The following is a 22,349-nucleotide window of genomic DNA, read 5'->3' as shown; positions in this document are numbered from 1 at the left end:
ATGGAAACAGTATGAACTGGACCTGGTTTCACAAGCTCGGCTCGCCCAAGTGGTTCTACGGCATCAGCAGCAAGTTTTTGCCGTGGTTGAGCCTCGCCGCGTTGTTGCTGATCTGCGTTGGCGTCATCTGGGGCCTGGCCTTCGCGCCGCCGGACTATCAGCAAGGCAACAGCTTTCGCATCATCTATATCCACGTTCCCGCCGCGATGCTTGCTCAGTCGATCTACGTGATGCTGGCGGTGTGCGGTGTGGTCGGGCTGGTGTGGAAGATGAAACTGGCCGACGTCGCCCTGCAATGCGCCGCGCCGATCGGTGCCTGGATGACGGCCGTGGCGCTGGTCACCGGGGCGATCTGGGGCAAGCCGACCTGGGGCTCGTGGTGGGTCTGGGACGCGCGCCTGACCTCGATGCTGATTCTGCTGTTCCTGTACTTCGGCGTGATTGCCCTGGGCAACGCCATCAGCAATCGCGACAGCGCCGCCAAGGCCTGCGCGGTGCTGGCCATCGTCGGCGTGATCAACATTCCGATCATCAAATACTCGGTGGAGTGGTGGAACACCCTGCACCAGGGCGCGACCTTCACCCTTACCGAAAAACCGGCGATGCCCGTCGAGATGTGGCTGCCGCTGCTGCTGACGGTGCTGGGATTCTACTGTTTCTTCGGCGCCGTGCTGTTGTTGCGCATGCGCCTTGAAGTGCTCAAGCGCGAAGCCCGCGCCAGTTGGGTGAAAGAAGAAGTGCAGAACAGCCTGGAGGCCGCTCGATGAGTTTCGCGTCATTCGGCGACTTCCTCGCCATGGGCCATCACGGCCTGTATGTCTGGTCGGCCTACGGCATCTGTCTGGCGGTACTGATCCTCAACGTGGCGGCGCCGATCGCGGCCCGCAAGCGCTATCTGCAACAAGAGGCGCGTCGTCTGCGCCGGGAGAACGGCAAGTGAATCCGCTGCGTAAAAAGCGTCTGATCATCATCCTGGCAATTCTGGTCGGGGTCGGCGCTGCCGTCGGCCTGGCCCTGAGCGCCCTGCAGCAGAACATCAACCTGTTTTACACGCCGACCCAGATCGCCAACGGCGAAGCGCCGCAGGACACCCGCATCCGCGCCGGCGGCATGGTCGAGAAGGGCTCACTGCAACGCTCCACGGATTCGCTGGACGTCAAATTCGTGGTCACCGACTTCAACAAGTCCGTGACCATCACCTATCGCGGGATCCTGCCGGACCTGTTCCGCGAAGGGCAGGGCATCGTCGCGCTGGGCAAGCTCAACGCCGACGGCGTGGTGGTTGCCGATGAAGTGCTGGCCAAGCACGACGAGAAATACATGCCGCCGGAAGTGACCAAAGCCCTGAAGGACAGCGGTCAATCCGCGCCAACCCCTGTGAAGGAGGGTTGATCGATGACATCCAGCATTTTCATTCCTGAGTTGGGCCATCTGGCCATGATTCTGGCGCTGTGTTTCGCGCTGGTGCAGGCCGTGGTGCCGTTGCTCGGTGCCTGGCGCGGCGACCGTCTGTGGATGGGCCTCGCCCAACCGGCCGCGTGGGGGCAGTTCGCATTCCTGCTGTTCGCCTTCGGTTGCCTGACCTATGCGTTCATGACCGACGACTTCTCCGTGGCCTACGTCGCGATGAACTCCAACAGTGCTTTGCCGTGGTACTACAAGTTCAGCGCGGTGTGGGGCGCCCACGAAGGGTCGCTGCTGCTGTGGGCGTTGATCCTCGGCGGCTGGACCTTCGCGGTGTCGGTGTTCTCCCGGCAGTTGCCGCAAGTCATGCTCGCTCGTGTGCTGGCGGTGATGGGCATGATCAGCACCGGTTTTCTGCTGTTCCTGATCCTCACCTCGAACCCGTTTTCGCGGATCCTGCCGCAGATCCCGGCCGACGGCCGTGACCTCAATCCATTGCTGCAGGACATCGGTTTGATCGTGCATCCGCCGATGCTCTACATGGGTTACGTCGGTTTCTCGGTTGCGTTTGCTTTCGCCATCGCCGCATTGCTCGGCGGTCGTCTCGATGCTGCCTGGGCACGCTGGTCGCGTCCGTGGACCATCGTCGCGTGGGCCTTCCTCGGCATCGGCATCACCCTCGGTTCGTGGTGGGCCTATTACGAACTCGGCTGGGGCGGCTGGTGGTTCTGGGACCCGGTGGAAAACGCCTCGTTCATGCCATGGCTGGTGGGCACGGCGCTGATTCACTCGCTGGCGGTCACCGAGAAACGTGGCGTGTTCAAGAGCTGGACGGTGTTGCTGGCAATTGCCGCATTCTCCCTGAGCCTGCTCGGCACCTTCCTCGTGCGTTCCGGCGTGCTGACCTCGGTACACGCGTTTGCTTCGGATCCTGAGCGCGGCGTGTTCATCCTGATCTTCCTGCTGTTTGTGGTCGGCGGTTCGCTGACCCTGTTCGCGCTGCGTGCGCCAGTGGTCAAGAGTCAGGTCGGCTTCAACCTGTGGTCGCGGGAAACCCTGCTGCTGGGTAACAACCTGGTGTTGGTGGTGGCGGCGTCGATGATCCTGCTCGGCACGCTGTATCCGCTGATTCTTGATGCGATCAGCGGCGCCAAGCTGTCGGTTGGCCCGCCGTACTTCAACGCGCTGTTCATTCCGTTGATGGCGCTGTTGATGCTGGTGATGGCGGTCGGTGTGATCGTGCGCTGGAAAGACACCCCGGTGAAATGGCTGGTCAGCATGCTGACGCCGGTGCTGCTGGGCAGCGTTGCCCTGGCGGTAGTAGCCGGTGTCGCTTACGGCGATTTCAACTGGGCCGTCATCGCGACGTTCCTGCTCGCGGCCTGGGTGTTGCTGGCCGGCGTGCGCGACATCTTCGACAAGACCCGCCACAAAGGTCTGATCAAAGGCCTGCCGACCCTGACCCGCAGCTACTGGGGCATGCAGATCGCGCATCTGGGCATCGCCGTCTGTGCGCTGGGCGTGGTGTTGTCGAGCCAGAACAGTGCCGAACGTGACCTGCGCCTGGCGCCGGGCGAGTCGATGGATTTGGCCGGTTATCAGTTCGTGTTTGAAGGCGCCAAGCACTTCGAAGGCCCGAACTTCACTTCCGACAAGGGCACCGTTCGGGTGATCCGCAACGGTCAGGAAGTCAGCGTGCTGCACCCGGAAAAGCGCCTGTACACCGTGCAGAACTCGGTGATGACCGAGGCCGGGATCGACGCCGGTTTCACCCGCGACCTCTACGTCGCACTGGGTGAACCGCTGGGTGACGGCGCCTGGGCGGTGCGGGTTCACGTCAAACCGTTCGTGCGCTGGATCTGGTTCGGCGGCCTGCTGACCGGTTTCGGTGGTCTGCTGGCGGCGCTGGATCGGCGTTATCGAGTGAAGGTCAAAGCCCGCGTGCGTGAAGCGCTGGGCATGGAAGGAGCCGCTGCATGAGACGTTGGTTGATGCTGGTGCCATTGGCGATTTTCCTGCTGGTGGCCGTATTCCTTTATCGCGGTCTGTACCTGGATCCGGCGGAGCTGCCGTCGGCGATGATCGGCAAACCGTTCCCGGAGTTTTCCCTGCCGGCAGTGCAGGGCGACAAGACCCTGACCCGCGCTGACATTCTCGGCAAACCGGCACTGGTCAACGTCTGGGGCACTTGGTGCATTTCCTGCCGGGTCGAGCACCCGGTGCTGAACAAGCTCGCCGAGCGCGGCGTGGTGATCTACGGCATCAACTACAAGGACACCAACGCCGATGCGCTTAAGTGGCTGGCCGAATTCCACAACCCGTATCAACTGGACATCCGTGACGATGAGGGCTCGCTGGGCTTGAATCTGGGTGTCTACGGCGCGCCGGAAACCTTCTTCATCGACGCCAAGGGCATCATCCGCGACAAGTACGTCGGGGTGATCGACGAGCAGGTCTGGCGGGAAAAACTGGCGGCCAAGTATCAGGCGCTGGTCGACGAGGCCAAGCCATGAAGCGCTTCTTAGCTGCCATGGTGCTGGGCTTGAGCCTGGCCGGGGTGGCCCACGCGGCCATCGACACTTACGAGTTTGCCAAAGAAGGCGATCGCGAGCGTTTTCGCGAACTGACCAAGGAACTGCGCTGCCCCAAGTGCCAGAACCAGGACATCGCCGACTCCAACGCGCCGATTGCCGCTGACCTGCGCAAAGAGATTTTCCGCATGCTCGGCGAAGGCAAGGACAATCAGCAGATCATCGACTTCATGGTCGACCGCTACGGTGATTTCGTCCGCTACAAACCGGCGCTCAATGCCAAGACCGCTTTGCTCTGGTTCGGCCCGGCCGGCCTGTTGCTGGGTGGGTTCGTGGTGATTGCCGTGATCGTCCGCCGCCGTCGCGGGCAGCGCGCCGAGACGCCGCAATCGCTGTCCCCTGAAGAGCGTCAGCGCCTCGACCAACTGTTGGATAAAAACCAAGAATGATTGATTTCTGGCTTGCCGCAGGGCTGTTGCTTCTGGTCGCCCTGAGTTTTCTGCTGATCCCCGTCCTGCGCGAACGTCGCGCCCAGCGTGAAGAGGATCGAACCGCTCTCAATGTCGCGCTGTATCAGGAGCGCGTCGCCGAGCTGCAATCGCAGCAGGCCGAAGGCGTGCTCGACGCCGCGCAAATGGACAGCGGCCGTGCCGAAGCGGCCCGGGAACTGCTGGCCGACACCGAAGGTGTGGCGCCGGCGCGGGTTTCGCGTTTGGGTAAACCACTTCCATTGCTGGCAGCCGTGCTGGTGCCGGTGTTGGGGCTCGGTCTGTATTTGCATTTTGGCGCGAGCGACAAGGTCGAACTGACCCGGGAATTCGCCCAGGCGCCGCAGTCGATGGAAGAGATGACTCAGCGTCTGGAGCGCGCAGTCGCTGCGCAGCCGGATTCGGCTGAAGGCGTGTATTTCCTCGGTCGTACCTACATGGCCCAGGATCGCCCGGCGGACGCGGCGAAGATGTTCGAACGCGCGGTCAATCTTGCCGGTCGTCAGCCGGAACTGCTCGGCCAGTGGGCGCAGGCCCAATACTTCGCCGACAACAAGAAATGGTCGGACAAGGTACAGGCCCTGACCGATGAAGCGCTGAAAGCCGATCCGAAAGAAGTCACCAGTCTCGGCCTGTTGGGCATCGCCGCGTTCGAAGGCGAGCGTTATCAGGAAGCCATCGACTACTGGAACCGTCTGCTGGCGCAACTGCCGCCGCAGGACAAATCCCGCGAGGCCCTGCAGGGCGGCATCACCCGCGCCACCGAGAAACTGCAGGCCAGCGGCGGCAAGGTCGCCCAGGCACCGGCGGCAAAAGCGGCGGCGCTGTTGAAAGTGCGTGTGGATCTGGCCAGCGAGCTCAAAGCCAAGGTGCAACCGGGCGACAGCGTGTTCATTTTTGCCCGTGCGGTTTCCGGCCCTCCAGCACCGCTGGCAGCCAAGCGCCTGACCGTCGCCGACTTGCCGGTGACCGTGGAACTGGGCGATGCCGACGCGATGATGCCGCAATTGAAACTGTCGAACTTCCCCGAAGTCCAACTGGTTGCGCGCATCTCCCGTGCCGGTCAGCCGACCGCCGGTGAGTGGGTCGGTCGCAGCGGGCCTCTGGCCAGCAGCACCACCGCGCCGCAGACACTGACCATCGACAGCCCGGACAAATAGCCGGAACCAACAGGAAAGCACCGCCATGAACGCCATCGCCCGAATCACAGTCCTCACACTGGCCCTGGGCTTGAGCGCATGTGCGGTGCAACGACCGGAGCCGACCACCAGGCTGCCGCCGATCCCGCCGTCACAACCCAGCCCGACCCCGTCGACCAGCCCGACGCCGAGCAAACCGGGCATCCCGGCCAAACCCGCCAAACCCGTCCCGCGCACCTCCGCCAGCTTCGCCCCGCCACCGGGCGGTAACAGTCACTGGGACCAGAAACTGGGCGTTTACGTGCTCGACGACCAGACCAACACCTTCTACCGTCAGCGCACCTACTACCGCTGGAACAACGGCTGGAGCCGCTCGATCAGCCCCAACGGCCCGTGGGAAGAAACCAACATCCACGGCGTACCGGCGGGACTGGGCAAACAATTTCAGTAACCTCTGACTGGATCGTAAAGTTCTTCCGGCGCTTCTCTTGCTCGAAACACGACAGCGCCGCTTGAGTTTTGCGTAAAGCGCTGCAACAGTGGCGCGATGTAAGTCTATTATCCTGTGCGTTGAATCGACGGGATGAAATGTGGGGAAGGGATTGTGTTAAAGAGTTTGAAACTGAGCCATGTAGGGCCGCTTCCACAACTGGATGTGCAGTTCTCCAGCCGGTTGAATTTGATCACTGGTGATAACGGTCTCGGGAAAAGTTTTCTGCTTGATATCGCATGGTGGGCGTTGACGCGAAAATGGCCAGGAGATTTAAACCGTGCCTTAACGGGAGCGGGCATGGTTCGACCTACCGATCCCGCCAAGGCCAGCATTGAATTCTCCGTTTCAGCGAAAACAAAAGACGTTTCTTACGCAACAACTTTTTCGCCATTGGATCAAGCCTGGACGGGCAAGGCGGGACGTCCGATCAACCCGGGTCTGGTGCTGTATGCCATGGCCGATGGTAGTTTTGCCGCATGGGATCCAGCCAGAAACTATTGGTTGAAAAAAGGCAATCTCGATGTACAGGATCGAGTGCCAGGCTATGTTTTCAGCGCTCGTGAAATCTGGGACGGTTTGGTCGATAGCGAGCGTGGTCTGTTGTGCAATGGTTTGATCGCAGATTGGGCAAGCTGGTACAAGGAGAAAGGCGAGTCTTATGAGCACTTGTGTGCAGCGCTTGCCAAGCTGTCGCCTGAAGAAGGTGAAAGCCTGGAGCTTGGGCCACTTACGAGAATAAGCCTAGATGACCCAAGGGACATTCCAACTTTGAGAATGCCTTACGGCCAGGACGTCCCGGTCGTACACGCGTCTTCAGGTATGAAGCGAGTACTGGCAATTGCCTATTTGCTGGTCTGGAGCTGGCAGGAGCACGTCAAGGCATCGGCACTACTTGGACAGGACACGACCCCTAGACTGACTTTTCTGATCGATGAAGTGGAGTCTCATCTGCACCCACGCTGGCAGCGCTCAGTTGTCGGCGCGTTACTTGATGTTGTAACCGCTCTGTCGCCGACGGCGCAGGTTCAGATTTTGCTGGTGACTCATTCACCGTTGGTGATGGCTTCTGTAGAGCCTCGCTTTGATAAGTCCCAAGACGCATGGTTTGATCTGGATCTGGAAACGAACAGCAAATCTGGCGAGACCGAAGTCCATTTCAGGCAGCGTGAGTTTGTTCGCTTGGGTGAGGTATCACGTTGGTTGATGAGCGATGCCTTTGATTTGGGAAGTGCCAGGTCAATCGAGGCGGAAAAGACGCTGGAGGAGGCATCGCGAATACTCTCCCAGGAAGTAATTGACGAAAAGCTCGCATTGTCTCTGGATGCCAGATTGCGGAAATTGTTGGGAGATACTGATCCTTTCTGGATTCGATGGAGATATGTGGGGGAAAAACAGGGATGGCTTAAATGATTTATGTCAAGCCTCAGCCTGAACCGAGTGATTTCGATAAGAAAGTGCGGGTAAAGGGTATTGCTCATCTGAAGGCAAAAGGCATTGCTCTCAATAAGGCACTCCCTTCAGGAACCGAGGTCACACCACTATGGCGGGAAAGCTTGACGGACCTTCATGTAGCCTATGGAGGTATCTGTGCTTACCTTGGAATGTTCTTTGAGCGCGTTGCGGGTTCCAGCGTCGATCACTTCATTGCCAAGTCTGTCAGCGCGAAAGATATTTACGAGTGGAGTAACTATCGTCTGGCATGTTCAACGCTGAATAGTCGAAAGCGCGAATACAATACGGTACTTGATCCTTTTTATCTGGCCCCTGACTTGTTCCGTCTTCAACTGAGTACCGGGCATATCTATCCGAACCCGAGTCTCTCGCCACACGCAATGCGGCTAGTTGAGCTGACCATAGAGACGCTGAGCCTGGATGACGCTCTTTGCCGAGACACCAGAGCCAGGTGTTACCAAGAGTATGTTAAGTACAAACTTGATAATGATTATTTTAGAAGCAAGTACCCATTTATCTGGTTAGAGGCTTATCGGCAGGGATTGCTGTTGACGTAATCGCGGGCTCATCGCCCACTATTAATTTCACATACTCAACAAACGCCCGCGCCTTGGTGCTCGCCATTCTGCCCGTGGGAAACACCGCCCATAATTCCTGATTCGGCAACACCCAGTCGTTCATGACGGTCTTGACCGTAGCGCTGACCAGTTTCGGCGCGAACAACCATTCCGAGCCCAGTGCCAGGCCCTGGCCTCGGATCTTATGCAGTCACCAGCGCCGGCTTCTGCGCAGCACTCAAAAACCGCACCAGCGCCAGCAGCGGGAACGCGCTGCCGACAATCACGATCCACAACCAGCCGCCATGTTCGTACACCGCACTCGCCACCGACGAGCCGAAGGCGCCGCCGACGAAGATGCTGGTCATGTACAGCGCGTTCAGGCGGCCGCGGCTTTTGGCGTCGAGGGAGTAGACCGCGCGCTGGCCGAGCACCATGTTCATCTGTACGCAGAAGTCGAGCACCACGCCGGTCACGGCCAGGCCGATCACGCTGTAGGCCGGGTGGATGAAGGCGGGCAGGAAGCTCAGGCTGGCGAACAGCATGGCCAGCAGCGAGGCGATGCGGGTGTGGCCGGCATCGGCCAGGCGTCCGCTGATCGGCGCGGCGATGGCACCGATCGCGCCGACCAGGGCGAAGATCGCAATTTCACTCTGGGACAGGCCATGGTTGCGCGCCAGTTCCAGCGGCACGGCGGTCCAGAACAGGCTGAACGTGGCGAACATGCAGGCCTGGTAAAACGCCCGCTGACGCAGCACCGGTTGTTTGCGCAGCAGCGTCCACAACGAACCCAGCAACTGGCCGTAGGAGGCGCTGTGATCCGGCTGGCGCTTGGGCACAGTCAGCGCCAAAACCACGCTGATCGCTGCCATCAAGCCTGCCGCGATCATGAACATCGCCCGCCAGCCCAGATGGTCGGCGACCACGCTCGACACTGGCCGCGCCAGCAGAATCCCCAGCAGCAGACCGCCCATGATCCCGCCGACCACCCGGCCACGGGATTCCTCCGGCGCCAAGTGCGCCGCCAATGGAATCAGCACCTGCACCGACACCGAACTGAAACCCACCAACAACGAAATCAGCAGGAATACATTCGGCTGATCGGTAAACGCCGCGCCGAGCAGGCTGGCGATCGCCACCACGGTGGTGATGATCATCAACCGGCGGTTTTCCAGCAGATCCGCCAGTGGCACCAAGAAGAACAGGCCCAGCGCATAGCCGATCTGGGTCAGCGACACGATGAAGCTGGCCATGGTGTCGCTCAGGCCGATGTCCGGCGCGATCATGCCGATGATCGGCTGGGCGTAGTAGATGTTGGCAACGATGGCGCCGCAGCAGAAAGCGAACAGCAGCACCATGCCTCGGGTCATTGCGTGAGTTGTGGCGGTCATAGGGTTTCTCGATCCAGCGAAAAGGAATGCGGTGAGGCTAAGGGACGGGCCGAGCCGGCAGTAGAGGCTTCTGATCGATATCAGTTATTCCGTTGCGGAACAGGTGGCGCCGAACAATCCATTGTTCATCGGCGAACCTTGCGTCCGACCGTTGAGCGTCGATGATACATTCACTTACATCTTGTTCGATAGCGTGCTTATGTTGTGACCGGTTTTCAGCGTTCATCAACGGAGGATTGCGATGTTTCGTCAGTTGCTTCGCCACACCACAACGATTGCCCTGATCAGTCTGCTCGGCGCCACTGCCGCACAGGCCGCCGAAGCGCCCGGCATGCGCATGGGCGTGCGCGGCGAGATCACCGGGGTCAGTCCCGACTCGCTCAAGGTTCACGTCAACAGCGGTGAAAACGTCGTGATCCAATTGACCCCGGACACCAAGGTCCGTGCGGTCACCCTGGCCAACATCGAAGACATCAAGCCCGGCAGCTACATCGGCTCGGCCGCCATTCCCCAGGAGGATGGCACGCTCAAGGCGCTGGAGGTTCACGTGTTCCCGCCGGAGCTGGCCGGCAGCGGCGATGGTCATCGGCCGTTCGACCTGGCCAAGGGCAGCAGCATGACCAACGGCAGCGTCGGCGATCTGGTGGTGAGCAACGGCCGGGTGCTGACCGTCAACTACAAGGGCGGCCAGCAGAAGATTCTGGTGCCGGAGGACGTGCCGATCGTCAACCTGACGCCGGGTGATCGCAGCCTGCTCAAGGTCGGGGTGAAGATCGTCACCTTCGTGACCCAGAGCGCGGACGGCACGCTGACCGCGCAATCGATCTCGGCGGGCAAGGATGGCGTCAAGCCGCCGATGTAAACGCCCACAAAAAAGGCGACCTCTGCAGGTCGCCTTTTTCATGTCAGCTCAAGCCTTATTGGCCGTTGTAGATCTGGTCGAAGATCCCGCCATCGTTGAAGTGAGTCTTCTGCACGGTGCGCCAGTCGCCGAAGGTCTTCTCGACCGACAGGAAGTCGACTTTCGGGAAGCGATCGGTGTACTTGGCCAGTACCGCCGGGTCACGTGGACGCAGGTAGTTGGCGGCGGCGATTTCCTGACCCTCTGGCGACCACAGGAACTTCAGGTATTCCTCGGCAGCGGCGCGGGAGCCTTTCTTCTCGACCACTTTGTCGACCACCGACACCGGCGGCTCGGCTTCAGCGGAAACGCTTGGGTAGATGACTTCGAACTGGTCGCGGCCAAATTCGCGGGCGATCATTTCGGCTTCGTTCTCGAAGGTCACCAGCACGTCGCCGATCTGGTTGGTCATGAACGTGGTGGTGGCGGCGCGGCCACCGGTATCCAGCACCGGCGCCTGCTTGAACAGCTTGCCGACGAAGTCCTTGGCCTTGTTCTCGTCACCGCCGTTTTTCAGCACGTAGCCCCAGGCCGACAGGTAGGTGTAGCGGCCGTTACCCGAGGTTTTCGGGTTCGGCACGATCACTTGCACGCCGTCCTTGAGCAGGTCCGGCCAGTCTTTCAGGGCTTTCGGGTTGCCCTTGCGCACGATAAACACCGTGGCCGAGGTGAACGGCGCGCTATTGTTCGGCAGACGGGTGACCCAGTCCTTCGGCACCAATTGGCCGTTGTCGGCCAGGGCGTTGATGTCGGTGGCCATGTTCATGGTGATGACGTCAGCCGGCAGGCCGTCGATCACCGAACGGGCTTGCTTGCTCGAACCGCCGAAAGACATCTGCACGGTGATGTCTTCCTTGTGCTCGGCTTGCCAGTGTTTCTGGAACGCAGCGTTGTAGTCCTTGTAGAAATCGCGCATCACGTCGTAGGACACGTTGAGCAGGGTCGGTGCGGCCTGAGCCACGCTGCCGAAGGCAAGACCTGCGGCGAGAAGTGAGGCGCCAAAGAGTTTTTTCACTGCGCATTCCTTGTTCTGTGGGGGTGTTTTTGACAAAGATAAGGCCATTTGCCAGCGACTATAGCGGGGCGCGCATAGTCGCTTAAAGATTAAAAAGAACTTTGCTTATTCCATTTTCTTGAATAACGGATTGCCGCATCGCGAACAGAAGGCGGCGCTGCTTTCATGGCTCTTTTTCTGGCAAACCGGGCAGTCGTGTTGCAACTGTTCACCACGCATCGCATTGGCCAGTTCGGCGGTGAAGATCCCGGTGGGTACCGCGATGATCGAGTAACCAGTGATCATCACCAGCGACGAAATCACCTGGCCCAACGGAGTCTTCGGCACGATGTCGCCGAAGCCGACGGTGGTCAGGGTCACGATAGCCCAATAGATCCCCTTGGGAATGCTGGTGAATCCGTGTTCCGGGCCTTCGATTACGTACATCAACGTGCCGAACACGGTTACGAGTGTGCAGACGCTCACCAGAAACACCACGATCTTCTGCTTGCTGCCACGCAGCGCCGACATCAGGTAGTTGGCTTGTTTGAGGTACGGACTGAGTTTGAGGACGCGGAAAATTCGCAGCATCCGGATGATCCGGATAATCAGCAAGTACTGCGCATCGCTGTAGTACAGCGCGAGGATGCCCGGCACGATCGCCAGCAGATCCACCAATCCGTAAAAACTGAAGGCATAGCGCAACGGTTTGGGCGAGCAGTACAGACGCAGAATGTACTCGCCGGCAAAGATGATGGTGAACCCCCACTCGATATACGCCAGCACATCGGCGTAATTGCGGTGAACGCTGTCGATGCTGTCGAGCATCACGATCACCAGGCTGGCGAGAATGATCAACAGCAGGATGCCGTCGAAACGTCGCCCGGCGGGGGTGTCGCTCTGGAAAATCATGACGTAAAGCTGTTCACGCCAGTGCTGGTTACTGTCCATGGATCACGCCTGAATCAAAGATCAGCGCAGCCTAGGTTGATTCTCCCCGCGAGCGCAAGGCGCGCCGCTGATCTGCGGTTGTTGCATCAGGCGAATGCCGGTGCGCAGCAGCCAGCAGGCGAGAATGAACGGTGCCGTGAGGGTTGCCAGACCCAGGGCACTGAACAGCGGCGCCAACAGCAGCGCCAGGCCGATGCCGAACAGCGGCAGCCACGGTTGCTGGCGCTGGGTGCTGAAGGCGAGGGCGGCGAGGACTGCGTTGTAACCACCCAGACCCAGCAACGCGATTTGGCTGTCGTGGTGCAACAGGCTGGAACCCAGACCGATGACCGAAGCCAGCAACGCCCAGGCAAAGGCCCGGCGATCGGCGATCAGCAAACCGGCGGCGATCAAACCACCGGCCAACGGATGGTCGAGGAACATCACTTGACCGAAGCCTTTCAGGCCGGCACCGATCAGGTTCACGGTATTCAGTTCAAGCGCCGGTGCGGCGGACAAAGGCTCGGCGAAACACAGGAACAGCCAGCTCAGCAATACGAACGGCGCGGTGTAGGCGGGCAGGTACTCGGTGAGGCGTGCGCGTTTGAGCCACTGCTGCGTGATCATCGCGCTCAGTCCGCCAGCCGCCAGAATCAGCGGCGGCAGCATTGGCGACCAGGGGAAATACAGGCTCAGCAACAGGCCGACCAGCACGCCGTTGTAGCTGAACAGTCCGGCCTGACGATCCGCCTTGGCGTAGTTGCGCCGTTGCGCGGTGAGCAAACCGGCGACCGCGCCGAGCAGCGCACCGGCGAACAGCACCGGCGCGGTGAATAAAATGGCCAATAGGCACAGGAGGCCACAAAGCGGATGACGCTGGAGGAAGATTTGACTGAAGCCGTTGAGCAAAGCCTCGGCCCAGTCAGGGCAGTGGGTGTTGAAATGATTGGCAGGCATGTCTGGAGAATCTGGGCAGTAGGAAAATCAAAGGGTCTTGCTTGAAGCTGTGGTGAGGGAGCTCATGCCCGGTGAATGCGGTGTCTCTTGTGGAAACCGTCATGCCGGGCGTCGGGAGCACGCTCCCTCGCCACACAGGTGTTGCTTAAATCAATGTTTCGATCCGCAGCGAATTAGTCGACCCCGGCTGCCCGAACGGCACACCCGCGGTGATCAGCAACGTATCGCCACGCTCGGCCATTCCTTGCGCCTGAGCGATTTCCAACGCGGTCGAGCACACCTCATCCACCTGACGCAGGCGATCATTGACCACCGAATGAATGCCCCACGCCACGCTCAACCGGCGGGCGGTCTGCAGGTTCGGCGTCAGGTTGAGGATCGGCGCTTTCGGCCGCTCCCGCGCCGTACGCAGACTCGATGCACCGGACTCGCTGTAGTTGACCAGCACCGCCACCGGCAGCACGTTGCTGATCCGGCGGATCGCGCAGCTGATCGCATCGGACACCGTCGCCTCGGCTTTCGGCCGGCTGACGTCGAGTTGGGTCTGGTAGTCCGGACCGTTCTCCACCTGGCGGATGATCTTGCTCATCATCTGCACGGCCTCCAGCGGGTATTCGCCGGACGCGGTTTCCGCCGACAGCATCACCGCATCGGCGCCTTCGGCCACGGCGTTGGCCACATCGGTGACTTCGGCGCGGGTCGGCGCCGGGGAGAAGCGCATCGACTCAAGCATCTGCGTCGCCACCACTACCGGTTTGCCGAGGTGGCGGCAGGTGGTGATGATGTTTTTCTGGATCTGCGGCACGCTCTCGGCCGGCACTTCCACGCCCAGGTCACCGCGAGCCACCATGATCGCGTCGCTCAGTTCGGCGATCTCGCGCAGTTGCTCGACCGCCGACGGCTTCTCGATTTTCGCCATCAGGAACGCCTTGTCGCCGATCAGCGCGCGGGCCTCGATGATGTCTTGCGGACGCTGCACGAACGACAGCGCGACCCAGTCCACACCCAGCTCCAGACCGAAGCTCAGGTCGCGGCGATCCTTGGCGGTCAGCGGGCTCAGGTCGAGCACCGCTTGCGGCACGTTCACGCCTTTGCGATCCGACAGTTCGCCGCCATTGAGCACGGTGGTGTCGATCGTGTCGGAGTATTTGGTGACGACCCGCAGACGCAGTTTGCCGTCATCGAGCAGCAGATCCATCCCGGCTTCCAGCGCCGCGATGATCTCCGGGTGCGGCAGGCTCACCCGGCGTTCGTCGCCCGGTGTTGCGTCCAGATCGAGGCGGAAGGCCTGACCGCGATGCAACTGAACCTTGCCGTCAGCGAACTTGCCGACCCGCAGTTTTGGCCCTTGCAGGTCCATCAGGATCCCGAGCGGGTAGTTGAGCTGGCGCTCGACTTCGCGGATCCACTGATAGCGCTTGGCGTGGTCGGCGTGATCGCCGTGGCTGAAGTTGAGGCGGAAGATATTGACCCCGGCCTCGACCAGCTCGCGGATGTCTTCGATGCCGTCGACGGCAGGCCCGAGGGTGGCGAGGATTTTGACCTTTTTATCAGGCGTCATGATTTAGAGCTCTCGAGGATCAGGATGGCGCGGAAGTCGTTGACGTTGGTGCGGGTCGGTTCGGTGACGATCAGCGCATCGAGCGCCGCGAAGTAGCCATAGCCGTTGTTGTTATCCAGCTCGTCGCTGGCGCTCAGGCCCAGGGCGGCGGCACGGGCATAGCTGTCCGGGGTCATGATCGCGCCGGCGTTATCTTCCGAGCCGTCGATGCCGTCGGTGTCGCCGGCCAGCGCATAGACGCCGGGCTGGCCCTTGAGGCTGTCGGTGAGGCTGAGGAGAAATTCGGCGTTGCGTCCGCCACGACCATTGCCGCGCACGGTCACAGTGGTTTCGCCGCCGGAGAGAATCACGCACGGCGCTGCCAGTGGCTGGCCGTGATGGATGATCTGGCGCGCGATGCCGGCGTGGACTTTCGCCACTTCACGGGATTCGCCTTCCAGGTCGCCGAGGATCAGCGTGCTGAAACCGGCCTGACGGCATTTCACCGCCGCCGCATCCAGCGATTGCTGAGGGCGGGCGATCAACTGGAAGTGACTGCGGGCCAGGCTCGGATCGCCGGGTTTGACGGTTTCCGATTCCGGGCTTTGCAGCCAGCTGCGCACGGACGCCGGAATCTCGATGCCGTAGCGCTTTATGATCGCCAGCGCTTCGGCGCTGGTGCTCGGGTCGGCCACGGTCGGGCCGGAGGCGATGACCGTGGCAAGATCGCCCGGTACATCGGAAATCGCGTAGGTGTAAACAGTCGCCGGCCAGCAGGCCTTGCCCAGGCGTCCGCCCTTGATCGCCGAGAGGTGCTTGCGCACGCAGTTCATCTCGCCGATGGTCGCGCCGGATTTGAGCAGGGCTTTGTTGATCGATTGCTTGTCGGCCAGGGTGATGCCTTCGGCCGGCAGCGCCAGCAGGGCAGAGCCGCCACCGGACAGCAGGAAAATCACGCGGTCGTCTTCGCTCAGATTGCTGACCAGTTCCAGCACGCGTTTGGCCACGGCCAGACCGGCAGCGTCCGGCACGGGGTGCGCGGCTTCGACCACTTCGATTTTTTCGCACGGGGCGCCGTGACCGTAGCGGGTCACCACAAGGCCCGAGACTTCACCTTCCCAGCAGCGCTCGACCACTTGCGCCATGGCAGCGGCAGCCTTGCCGGCGCCGATGACGATCACGCGACCTGTGCGATCGGCCGGCAGATGCGCTTCGAGGACCTGGTTCGGATGGGCCGCGTCGATGGCTGTGGCAAACAGCTCGCGCAGCAGTTGTTGCGGATCGACCGACATGGCGGGCTCCCGGAATTCTTGTTATTCGAAAGGGCAACTCAGATCCATTGTGGGAGCGGGCTTGCTCGCGAATGCGGTGGGTCAGTCAATCTCCATGTCGACTGACACGCCCTCTTCGCGAGCAAGCCCGCTCCCACATGGAAAGTGGGGCAGGGCTTACTTCTTGTCGCGAATCGAGAAGTTGGCCATGTGTTCCAGGCCCTTGATCAGCGCCGAGTGGTCCCAGTTGCTGCCACCGATGGCCGCGCAGGTGCTGAACACTTGCTGGGCGTTGGCGGTGTTCGGCAGGTTGATGTTCAGCTCCTTGGCGCCTTGCAGGGCCAGGTTCAGGTCCTTCTGGTGCAGGCTGATGCGGAAGCCCGGATCGAAGGTGCCCTTGATCATGCGCTCGCCGTGCACTTCGAGGATCTTCGAGGAGGCGAAGCCACCCATCAGCGCTTCACGCACCTTGGCTGGATCGGCACCGTTTTTCGAAGCGAACAACAGGGCTTCGGCCACGGCCTGAATGTTCAGGGCAACGATGATCTGGTTCGCCACCTTGGCGGTCTGACCGTCGCCATTGCCGCCGACCAGGGTGATGTTCTTGCCCATGGCCTGGAACAGCGGCAGTGCGCGTTCGAAGGCATCGGCGTCGCCACCGACCATGATGCTCAGGGTCGCGGCCTTGGCACCGACTTCACCACCGGACACCGGGGCGTCGAGGTATTGCGCGCCTTTCTCGTTGATCTTCGCGGCGAAAGCCTTGGTGGCGGTCGGCGAGATCGAGCTCATGTCGATCACGACTTTGCCTTTGCCGATACCGGCCGCGACGCCGTCGGCGCGGAACAGCACGTCGTCGACCTGGGGGGTATCCGGCACCATCACGATAATGAATTCAGCTTCCTGGGCCACTTCTTTCGGGTTGGCCAGGGCAACGGCGCCAGCGGCGACCAGGTCGGCAGGAGCGGCGTCGTGGTGCGCCGACAGGAACAGGCTGTGACCGGCTTTCTGCAGGTTCGCCGCCATTGGGTGGCCCATGATGCCGGTGCCGATGAATCCGATTTTAGCCATGAGAAAATCCTCTTGTTTTTGTCTTGCTCAAGCAAATAGGGGGTCAGATCGCGTTGTGGGTCTTCAGCCAGCCGAGGCCCGCTTCCGTGGTGGTCAGCGGTTTGTACTCGCAGCCGACCCAGCCCTGATAACCGATGCGATCGAGGTGTTCGAACAGGAAGCGGTAGTTGATCTCGCCGGTGCCCGGCTCGTTGCGGCCCGGGTTGTCGGCCAGCTGCACATGGTTGATCTCGGCCAGGTGCGATTGCAGGGTGCGGGCCAGATCGCCTTCCATGATTTGCATGTGATAGATGTCGTATTGCAGGAACAGATTGGCGCTGCCGACCTGCTCGCGAATCGACAGGGCCTGTGCCGTGTTGTTCAGGTAGAAGCCCGGGATGTCGCGTGTATTGATCGCTTCCATCACCAGTTTGATGCCGACGGCTTGCAGCTTGTCGGCGGCGTACTTGAGGTTGGCGACGAAGGTCTTTTCAACGGTGGCATCGTCCACGCCCTGCGGACGGATACCGGCCAGGCAGTTGACCTGGGTGTTGCCCAGCACCTGGGCGTAAGCGATGGCCAGGTCGACCCCGGCGCGGAACTCTTCGACCCGGTCCGGCAGGCACGCGATACCGCGCTCGCCCTTGGCCCAGTCACCGGCCGGCAGGTTGAACAGCACTTGGGTCAGACCGTTGGCGTCGAGTTTGGTCTTGATTTCGGCAGAGCTGAAATCGTACGGGAACAGGTACTCGACACCGCTGAAGCCAGCCTTGGCGGCGGCGTCGAAACGGGCAAGGAAATCCTGTTCGGTGAACAGCATGGACAGGTTGGCTGCGAAACGCGGCATGGTGGTCTCCTAAAACAGTTTTGACACGGTTGGTCAGACTGAACGCGATCAAGTCCCCTCTCCTGGGGGAGAGGGACATGTAGCCACCCTCTCCCGGAGGGAGAGGGAGCCGGTTACGGTCAGTCGAGCAACGAAATCGCGGTAGGCGCATCGTTGCCGACCAGCGCCAGGTCTTCGAATTCGTTGACGGCGTTGATCTCGGTCCCCATGGAGATGTTGGTCACACGCTCCAGAATGATCTCGACGATCACCGGCACCTTGAACTCTTCGATCAGCTCTTCGGCCTTGCGCAGGGCAGGGGCGATGTCAGCCGGTTCGAACACACGCAGTGCCTTGCAGCCCAGGCCTTCGGCGACTGCGACGTGGTCGACACCATAACCGTTGAGTTCCGGCGCGTTCAGGTTATCGAAGGACAGCTGCACGCAGTAGTCCATATCGAACCCGCGCTGGGCCTGACGGATCAGCCCCAGGTACGAGTTGTTCACCACGACGTGGATATACGGCAGTTTGAACTGAGCGCCGACCGCCAGTTCTTCGATCATGAACTGGAAGTCATAGTCCCCCGACAGGGCCACGACTTTACGGTTCGGATCGGCCTTCACCACGCCCAGCGCTGCCGGAATGGTCCAGCCCAACGGGCCGGCCTGGCCGCAGTTGATCCAGTGACGCGGCTTGTAGACGTGCAGGAACTGCGCGCCGGCAATCTGCGACAGACCAATGGTGCTGACGTAGCAGGTGTCCTTGCCGAACACCTGGTTCATTTCTTCGTAGACGCGCTGCGGCTTGACCGGCACGTTGTCGAAGTGGGTCTTGCGGTGCAGGCTGGCCTTGCGCTGCTGGCAGTCCTGCAGCCAGGCAGAGCGGTTTTTCAGTTTGCCGGCGGCTTGCCATTCACGGGCGACTTCGATGAACACGGTCAGCGCGGCGGCAGCGTCGGAAACGATGCCCAGGTCCGGGGTGAACACGCGGCCGATCTGGGTCGGTTCGATGTCGACGTGAATGAACTTGCGGCCTTCGGTGTAGACGTCGACCGAGCCGGTGTGACGGTTCGCCCAGCGGTTGCCGACGCCCAGTACCACGTCGGATTTCAGCATCGTGGCGTTGCCGTAGCGGTGCGAAGTCTGCAGACCGACCATGCCGACCATCAGCGGGTGATCGTCCGGAATGGTGCCCCAGCCCATCAGGGTCGGGATCACTGGAATGCCGGTCAGCTCGGCGAACTCGACCAGCAACTCGCTGGCGTCGGCGTTGATGATGCCGCCGCCGGCCACCAGCAATGGACGCTCGGCCTGATCCAGCATCGCCAGGGCTTTTTCAACCTGCACGCGGGTGGCGCTTGGCTTGGCCAGCGGCAGTGGCTGGTAGGCGTCGATGTCGAATTCGATTTCAGCCATCTGCACGTCGAACGGCAGGTCGATCAGCACCGGGCCTGGACGGCCGGAGCGCATTTCGTAGAAGGCTTTCTGGAAGGCGTAAGGCACCTGGCCCGGCTCCAGAACGGTGGTCGCCCACTTGGTCACCGGCTTGACGATGCTGGTGATGTCGACGGCCTGGAAGTCTTCCTTGTGCATACGGGCGCGGGGTGCCTGCCCGGTGATGCAGAGGATCGGGATCGAGTCCGCGGAGGCGCTGTACAGACCGGTGACCATGTCGGTACCGGCCGGGCCGGAAGTACCGATGCACACGCCGATGTTGCCGGCCTTGGTGCGGGTGTAGCCCTCGGCCATGTGCGAGGCGCCTTCAACGTGGCGAGCGAGGACGTGATCGATGCCACCGACTTTCTGCAGGGCGGAGTACAGCGGGTTGATTGCAGCGCCCGGAATGCCAAAAGCGGTATCAACCCCTTCACGGCGCATCACCAGAACGGCGGCTTCGATTGCTCTCATTTTGCTCATGGTTTTGTGCCTCTTTACGTTTTGTAATTGTATACAAGTGGCTTTGCGCAGAGTGTATTCACGGCGGACGGCGCAGGTCAATCCATTTTCTCAAGCGCCTGTTTCATTCGTCGGAAGCCTGTTCTGCTGTGGCTTTTCGTCGCATGGAGCGCTTTTCTGGAATTATTGTATACAAAAAAATAATTCATTGTGTTCTATTTGTTGCATCGGACTGCGGCACTTGCGCGCAGTCCAACGACTTTCCCAATAACAAAATGAGGACGGCACCATGAGCGCTTTAACCTTGAAAGTCGCAGTCGAGCTGGTCAACGAAGCCATCAATGCAGGGCGGGCCATTTCCGCCGCGCCGCTGACCATCGCGGTACTGGATACCGGCGGCCATCTGGTCACCTTGCAGCGCGAAGACGGCGCCAGTCTGCTGCGCCCGAACATCGCCATCGGCAAAGCCTGGGGCGCCATCGCCCTGGGCAAGGGCTCACGCCTGCTGGCGCTGGACGCGCAACAACGCCCGGCGTTCATCGCCGCGCTCAACAGCATGGGGCAGGGCAGCGTCGTGCCGGCACCGGGCGGTGTGCTGATTCGTGATCAGGCGGGGAACGTGCTGGGTGCGATCGGCATCAGCGGCGATCTGTCGGACATCGATGAACAGGTGGCAATCAAAGCCGTAGAGGCCCTGGACCTGCGGGCGGATGCGGGGGTGGCAGCCTGAGTGGCTAAAACCGAATAGCCGCTGAAACGCACAAGCCCGCCCTCACAGGATCATGTGAGGGCGGGCTTGTTTGTGTCTGGAGGTGCGGATTTCAGTCCGGCTCGCAGCCCTTGAGCACCAACCGGATGATGGTTTGTGCTGCCGCTTCATAGTCGGCTTCGTCGAGCTTGTCCTTGCCGGTGACGGCGGAGATCTGCCAGTCGAAGTCGGCGTAGGTCTGGGTTGCGGCCCAGATGCTGAACATCAGGTGGTTGGGGTCGATCGGGGCGATCTGGCCGCGGTCGATCCAGGTCTGGATGCAGTCGATGTTGTGCTTGGCCTGGCCGTTGAGCTGCTCGACCAGGTCGGCGCTCAGGTGCGGGGCGCCGTGCATGATTTCGCTGGCGAACACCTTGGAGGCGAAGGGCAGGTCGCGGGAGATGCGGATCTTCGAGCGGATGTAGCCGCTCAGCACTTCGCTCGGTACGCCGTCCGGATTGAACGGGGTCGAGGCCTGCAGGATCGGTACGATGATACTTTCCAGCACCTCGCGGTAGAGGTTTTCCTTGGACTTGAAGTAGTAATAGACGTTGGGCTTGGGCAGTCCTGCCTTGGCGGCGATGTCGCTGGTTTTGGTCGCAGCGAAGCCCTTGTCGGCAAACTCTTCACTGGCTGCACGCAGGATCAGTTCTTTGTTGCGCTCGCGGATTGTGCTCATAAACCCGGTGGTTCCTTGCCTGTTCTGGCGGTTGCGCATGGTAGCACCGGCCTCGCGCGGCGCTCAACAATGCCCCGTGTGGCCCGCAGTCGCGGTATGCTGCGCGGCATTATTCACATAAGGAAACATGATTCATGGCAGGAAGCAGTTTGCTGGTGCTGATCGACGACATCGCTACCGTTCTGGACGACGTTGCGTTGATGACCAAAATGGCTGCCAAGAAGACCGCCGGCGTGCTCGGCGACGACTTGGCGCTCAACGCCCAGCAAGTCTCCGGCGTACGCGCGGAGCGGGAAATCCCGGTGGTCTGGGCGGTGGCCAAGGGCTCGTTCGTCAACAAACTGATCCTGGTGCCCTCGGCGCTGGCGATCAGTGCGTTCGTGCCGTGGCTGGTGACGCCGCTGCTGATGGTCGGCGGCGCCTACCTGTGTTTCGAGGGTTTCGAAAAGCTCGCGCACAAGTTCCTGCACAGCAAGGCCGAAGACGAGGCCGAGCATGCGCAACTGGTCGACGCCGTGGCCGATCCTGCCACCGATCTGGTGGCGTACGAGAAGGATAAGATCAAGGGCGCGATCCGCACCGACTTCATCCTCTCGGCGGAAATCATCGCCATCACCCTCGGCACCGTGGCCGATGCTTCGCTGACCCAGCAAGTGATCGTGATGTCGGGCATCGCCATTGTCATGACCGTGGGCGTTTACGGCCTGGTGGCCGGTATCGTCAAACTCGATGATCTCGGTCTGTGGCTGACTCAGAAACCCGGGCAGATGGCCAAAAGTATCGGCAACGGCATCCTGCGCGCTGCGCCGTACATGATGAAAAGCCTGTCGGTGATCGGCACTGCAGCGATGTTCCTGGTCGGTGGCGGCATCCTGACCCACGGCGTGCCGGTGGTGCATCACTGGATCGAAAGCGTCGGCGCAGCGGCCGGTGGCGCCGGGTTCGTGGTGCCGATGCTGTTGAACGGCGTGGCGGGGATCATCGCGGGTGCGGTGGTGCTGGCGGGCGTGTCCGTGATCGGCAAAGTCTGGAAATCGCTGAAGGGTTGAATCCTGAGGCAAACAAAAAGGCCATTCGACTCGCATCGAATGGCCTTTTTTGTG

At 61.1% G+C, this 22,349-nt stretch carries 23 protein-coding genes and 1 pseudogene; 13 read left to right on the top strand and 11 right to left on the bottom strand.

Going from position 1 to position 22,349, the window contains the following annotated elements; translation table 11 throughout:
- The first annotated feature begins 11 nt into the window (after positions 1–11).
- The 10 genes from ACKUG4_RS21675 to ACKUG4_RS21630 all read left to right on the top strand — a co-directional run bounded on the left by ACKUG4_RS21675 (position 12) and on the right by ACKUG4_RS21630 (position 8,064).
- Positions 12–767, top strand: coding sequence for a heme ABC transporter permease (locus tag ACKUG4_RS21675; protein WP_039769743.1), 756 nt, complete (start codon positions 12–14; stop codon positions 765–767).
- Positions 764–940, top strand: a complete 177-nt coding sequence (gene ccmD, locus ACKUG4_RS21670; RefSeq protein WP_011333085.1) for a heme exporter protein CcmD — start codon at positions 764–766, stop codon at positions 938–940. The genes ACKUG4_RS21675 and ccmD overlap by 4 nt, the downstream gene beginning before the upstream one ends.
- Positions 937–1,392, top strand: coding sequence for a cytochrome c maturation protein CcmE (gene ccmE, locus ACKUG4_RS21665; RefSeq protein ID WP_445434801.1), 456 nt, complete (start codon positions 937–939; stop codon positions 1,390–1,392). The genes ccmD and ccmE overlap by 4 nt, the downstream gene beginning before the upstream one ends.
- Positions 1,393–1,395: 3 nt before the next feature.
- The gene (locus tag ACKUG4_RS21660) at positions 1,396–3,384 is read left to right on the top strand and encodes a heme lyase CcmF/NrfE family subunit (RefSeq protein WP_085611515.1); all 1,989 of its coding nucleotides are present in this window, start codon (positions 1,396–1,398) and stop codon (positions 3,382–3,384) included.
- The gene (locus tag ACKUG4_RS21655) at positions 3,381–3,917 is read left to right on the top strand and encodes a DsbE family thiol:disulfide interchange protein (RefSeq protein ID WP_103385710.1); all 537 of its coding nucleotides are present in this window, start codon (positions 3,381–3,383) and stop codon (positions 3,915–3,917) included. Before ACKUG4_RS21660 ends, ACKUG4_RS21655 begins: the two co-directional genes overlap by 4 nt.
- Entirely contained in the window at positions 3,914–4,384 is a 471-nt protein-coding gene (locus ACKUG4_RS21650) for a cytochrome c-type biogenesis protein (RefSeq protein ID WP_011333089.1), read from the top strand. Before ACKUG4_RS21655 ends, ACKUG4_RS21650 begins: the two co-directional genes overlap by 4 nt.
- The gene (gene ccmI / locus ACKUG4_RS21645; RefSeq protein ID WP_064594421.1) at positions 4,381–5,583 is read left to right on the top strand and encodes a c-type cytochrome biogenesis protein CcmI; all 1,203 of its coding nucleotides are present in this window, start codon (positions 4,381–4,383) and stop codon (positions 5,581–5,583) included. The genes ACKUG4_RS21650 and ccmI overlap by 4 nt, the downstream gene beginning before the upstream one ends.
- 25 nt (positions 5,584–5,608) lie before the next feature.
- Positions 5,609–6,013 (top strand): hypothetical protein, encoded by a 405-nt coding sequence (locus tag ACKUG4_RS21640; protein WP_064594424.1) that lies wholly within the window; start codon positions 5,609–5,611, stop codon positions 6,011–6,013.
- A gap of 153 nt (positions 6,014–6,166) precedes the next feature.
- Positions 6,167–7,465 carry an AAA family ATPase gene (locus ACKUG4_RS21635; protein WP_064600717.1) on the top strand — a complete coding sequence of 433 codons (1,299 nt, stop codon included), beginning with the start codon at positions 6,167–6,169 and terminating at the stop codon, positions 7,463–7,465.
- Positions 7,462–8,064: an HNH endonuclease family protein gene (locus ACKUG4_RS21630; RefSeq protein ID WP_236189670.1), complete on the top strand. Its 603-nt coding sequence runs from the start codon at positions 7,462–7,464 to the stop codon at positions 8,062–8,064. Before ACKUG4_RS21635 ends, ACKUG4_RS21630 begins: the two co-directional genes overlap by 4 nt.
- Here the strand turns inward: ACKUG4_RS21630 and ACKUG4_RS21625 are convergent.
- Together ACKUG4_RS21625 and ACKUG4_RS21620 are read right to left on the bottom strand one after the other, a co-directional pair.
- A pseudogene (locus ACKUG4_RS21625) lies at positions 8,021–8,257 on the bottom strand (hypothetical protein); the annotation flags it as partial. The gene ACKUG4_RS21630 and the pseudogene ACKUG4_RS21625 sit on opposite strands and share 44 nt — an antisense overlap.
- A gap of 10 nt (positions 8,258–8,267) precedes the next feature.
- Positions 8,268–9,455: an MFS transporter gene (locus ACKUG4_RS21620; RefSeq protein WP_445434800.1), complete on the bottom strand. Its 1,188-nt coding sequence runs from the start codon at positions 9,453–9,455 to the stop codon at positions 8,268–8,270.
- Positions 9,456–9,696: 241 nt separating this feature from the next.
- Between ACKUG4_RS21620 and ACKUG4_RS21615 the strand changes: the two genes are divergently transcribed.
- Positions 9,697–10,317: a DUF5666 domain-containing protein gene (locus ACKUG4_RS21615; protein ID WP_085605828.1), complete on the top strand. Its 621-nt coding sequence runs from the start codon at positions 9,697–9,699 to the stop codon at positions 10,315–10,317.
- A 55-nt stretch (positions 10,318–10,372) separates the two neighbouring features.
- Here the strand turns inward: ACKUG4_RS21615 and ACKUG4_RS21610 are convergent, their stop codons facing one another.
- From ACKUG4_RS21610 to gcl, 8 genes are all read right to left on the bottom strand, one after another.
- The gene (locus tag ACKUG4_RS21610; protein WP_445434799.1) at positions 10,373–11,371 is read right to left on the bottom strand and encodes a sulfate ABC transporter substrate-binding protein; all 999 of its coding nucleotides are present in this window, start codon (positions 11,369–11,371) and stop codon (positions 10,373–10,375) included.
- A 105-nt stretch (positions 11,372–11,476) separates the two neighbouring features.
- Positions 11,477–12,301: an ion transporter gene (locus ACKUG4_RS21605; protein WP_064594438.1), complete on the bottom strand. Its 825-nt coding sequence runs from the start codon at positions 12,299–12,301 to the stop codon at positions 11,477–11,479.
- A gap of 21 nt (positions 12,302–12,322) precedes the next feature.
- Complete coding sequence (locus ACKUG4_RS21600; protein ID WP_445434798.1) at positions 12,323–13,237, bottom strand: urea transporter; 915 nt, start codon at positions 13,235–13,237, stop codon at positions 12,323–12,325.
- Positions 13,238–13,382: 145 nt separating this feature from the next.
- Entirely contained in the window at positions 13,383–14,798 is a 1,416-nt protein-coding gene (gene pyk / locus ACKUG4_RS21595; RefSeq protein WP_445434797.1) for a pyruvate kinase, read from the bottom strand.
- Positions 14,795–16,069: a glycerate kinase type-2 family protein gene (locus ACKUG4_RS21590; protein WP_085611505.1), complete on the bottom strand. Its 1,275-nt coding sequence runs from the start codon at positions 16,067–16,069 to the stop codon at positions 14,795–14,797. The genes pyk and ACKUG4_RS21590 overlap by 4 nt, the downstream gene beginning before the upstream one ends.
- Before the next feature lie 156 nt (positions 16,070–16,225).
- Positions 16,226–17,119, bottom strand: coding sequence for a 2-hydroxy-3-oxopropionate reductase (locus tag ACKUG4_RS21585; protein WP_085648499.1), 894 nt, complete (start codon positions 17,117–17,119; stop codon positions 16,226–16,228).
- A gap of 43 nt (positions 17,120–17,162) precedes the next feature.
- Positions 17,163–17,945, bottom strand: a complete 783-nt coding sequence (gene hyi, locus ACKUG4_RS21580; protein ID WP_114881926.1) for a hydroxypyruvate isomerase — start codon at positions 17,943–17,945, stop codon at positions 17,163–17,165.
- 119 nt (positions 17,946–18,064) lie between these two features.
- The gene (gene gcl / locus ACKUG4_RS21575; RefSeq protein WP_085747087.1) at positions 18,065–19,840 is read right to left on the bottom strand and encodes a glyoxylate carboligase; all 1,776 of its coding nucleotides are present in this window, start codon (positions 19,838–19,840) and stop codon (positions 18,065–18,067) included.
- A 268-nt stretch (positions 19,841–20,108) separates the two neighbouring features.
- On the opposite strand from gcl, the gene ACKUG4_RS21570 reads away from it, so the two are divergent.
- Positions 20,109–20,549 carry a GlcG/HbpS family heme-binding protein gene (locus tag ACKUG4_RS21570; protein WP_445434796.1) on the top strand — a complete coding sequence of 147 codons (441 nt, stop codon included), beginning with the start codon at positions 20,109–20,111 and terminating at the stop codon, positions 20,547–20,549.
- A 91-nt stretch (positions 20,550–20,640) separates the two neighbouring features.
- Here ACKUG4_RS21570 and ACKUG4_RS21565 read toward each other — a convergent pair whose 3' ends face one another.
- A complete protein-coding gene (locus ACKUG4_RS21565) occupies positions 20,641–21,246 on the bottom strand; it encodes a TetR/AcrR family transcriptional regulator (RefSeq protein WP_007959290.1) in 606 nt (201 codons plus the stop codon).
- Positions 21,247–21,380: 134 nt separating this feature from the next.
- On the opposite strand from ACKUG4_RS21565, the gene ACKUG4_RS21560 reads away from it, so the two are divergent.
- Positions 21,381–22,295, top strand: coding sequence for a DUF808 domain-containing protein (locus ACKUG4_RS21560; RefSeq protein WP_085611503.1), 915 nt, complete (start codon positions 21,381–21,383; stop codon positions 22,293–22,295).
- Positions 22,296–22,349: the final 54 nt, after the last annotated feature.

The organism is Candidatus Pseudomonas auctus (genome assembly GCF_048654275.1).
GTDB classification, from domain to species: Bacteria; Pseudomonadota; Gammaproteobacteria; order Pseudomonadales; family Pseudomonadaceae; genus Aquipseudomonas; species Aquipseudomonas pharyngis.
Note: the sequence above shows the minus strand (reverse complement) of the source record. Positions and strands in the feature narration are given on the sequence as shown.

Coding starts and splice junctions, on each gene's coding strand:
- ACKUG4_RS21675 (WP_039769743.1), top strand. CDS start 12: ATGAACTGGACCTGGTTTCACAAGCTCGGCTCGCCCAAGTGGTTCTAC.
- ccmD (WP_011333085.1), top strand. CDS start 764: ATGAGTTTCGCGTCATTCGGCGACTTCCTCGCCATGGGCCATCACGGC.
- ACKUG4_RS21660 (WP_085611515.1), top strand. CDS start 1,396: ATGACATCCAGCATTTTCATTCCTGAGTTGGGCCATCTGGCCATGATT.
- ACKUG4_RS21655 (WP_103385710.1), top strand. CDS start 3,381: ATGAGACGTTGGTTGATGCTGGTGCCATTGGCGATTTTCCTGCTGGTG.
- ACKUG4_RS21650 (WP_011333089.1), top strand. CDS start 3,914: ATGAAGCGCTTCTTAGCTGCCATGGTGCTGGGCTTGAGCCTGGCCGGG.
- ccmI (WP_064594421.1), top strand. CDS start 4,381: ATGATTGATTTCTGGCTTGCCGCAGGGCTGTTGCTTCTGGTCGCCCTG.
- ACKUG4_RS21640 (WP_064594424.1), top strand. CDS start 5,609: ATGAACGCCATCGCCCGAATCACAGTCCTCACACTGGCCCTGGGCTTG.
- ACKUG4_RS21630 (WP_236189670.1), top strand. CDS start 7,462: ATGATTTATGTCAAGCCTCAGCCTGAACCGAGTGATTTCGATAAGAAA.
- ACKUG4_RS21620 (WP_445434800.1), bottom strand. CDS start 9,455: ATGACCGCCACAACTCACGCAATGACCCGAGGCATGGTGCTGCTGTTC.
- ACKUG4_RS21615 (WP_085605828.1), top strand. CDS start 9,697: ATGTTTCGTCAGTTGCTTCGCCACACCACAACGATTGCCCTGATCAGT.
- ACKUG4_RS21605 (WP_064594438.1), bottom strand. CDS start 12,301: ATGGACAGTAACCAGCACTGGCGTGAACAGCTTTACGTCATGATTTTC.
- ACKUG4_RS21600 (WP_445434798.1), bottom strand. CDS start 13,237: ATGCCTGCCAATCATTTCAACACCCACTGCCCTGACTGGGCCGAGGCT.
- pyk (WP_445434797.1), bottom strand. CDS start 14,798: ATGACGCCTGATAAAAAGGTCAAAATCCTCGCCACCCTCGGGCCTGCC.
- ACKUG4_RS21590 (WP_085611505.1), bottom strand. CDS start 16,069: ATGTCGGTCGATCCGCAACAACTGCTGCGCGAGCTGTTTGCCACAGCC.
- ACKUG4_RS21585 (WP_085648499.1), bottom strand. CDS start 17,119: ATGGCTAAAATCGGATTCATCGGCACCGGCATCATGGGCCACCCAATG.
- hyi (WP_114881926.1), bottom strand. CDS start 17,945: ATGCCGCGTTTCGCAGCCAACCTGTCCATGCTGTTCACCGAACAGGAT.
- gcl (WP_085747087.1), bottom strand. CDS start 19,840: ATGAGCAAAATGAGAGCAATCGAAGCCGCCGTTCTGGTGATGCGCCGT.
- ACKUG4_RS21570 (WP_445434796.1), top strand. CDS start 20,109: ATGAGCGCTTTAACCTTGAAAGTCGCAGTCGAGCTGGTCAACGAAGCC.
- ACKUG4_RS21565 (WP_007959290.1), bottom strand. CDS start 21,246: ATGAGCACAATCCGCGAGCGCAACAAAGAACTGATCCTGCGTGCAGCC.
- ACKUG4_RS21560 (WP_085611503.1), top strand. CDS start 21,381: ATGGCAGGAAGCAGTTTGCTGGTGCTGATCGACGACATCGCTACCGTT.